The sequence below is a fragment of the Shewanella sp. T24-MNA-CIBAN-0130 genome (genome assembly GCF_040310185.1).
GTDB classification, from domain to species: domain Bacteria; phylum Pseudomonadota; class Gammaproteobacteria; order Enterobacterales; family Shewanellaceae; genus Shewanella; species Shewanella psychromarinicola.
The window spans coordinates 1-232 of the sequence record NZ_JBEOPP010000588.1 but is presented as its reverse complement, the minus strand read 5'-3'; the positions used below and the strand labels follow the sequence as shown (position 1 = coordinate 232).

1 protein-coding gene is annotated in these 232 nt (G+C 40.1%); it reads right to left on the bottom strand.

Annotated elements, in window-relative coordinates; genetic code table 11:
* Window positions 1-15: 15 nt before the first annotated feature.
* On the bottom strand, window positions 16-232 hold a 217-nt coding region (locus tag AAEZ02_RS23615), incomplete at its 5' end, for an immunity protein Imm33 domain-containing protein (protein ID WP_502959625.1).

Below are 232 nucleotides of genomic sequence, written 5' to 3'. Positions count from 1 at the left end.
AACTTGAGCAGTTTGTTATATGCCGATAAGTGATGAATCATGCCATACATCCTCAACACCATCAGCAACCAAAAATCTATAACCAGAAGGTAAACCCAGATACTGTTCAATTTCTGGTAAGTACTCATTGATGTGACTCACGTGCAGTGGTTTAAAGAAATCTGGGTCGTTACTAAGTTCTTCGCCACACCAAATATACCAACCACAAGTTCCATTTTCAGCAATGTGGCGA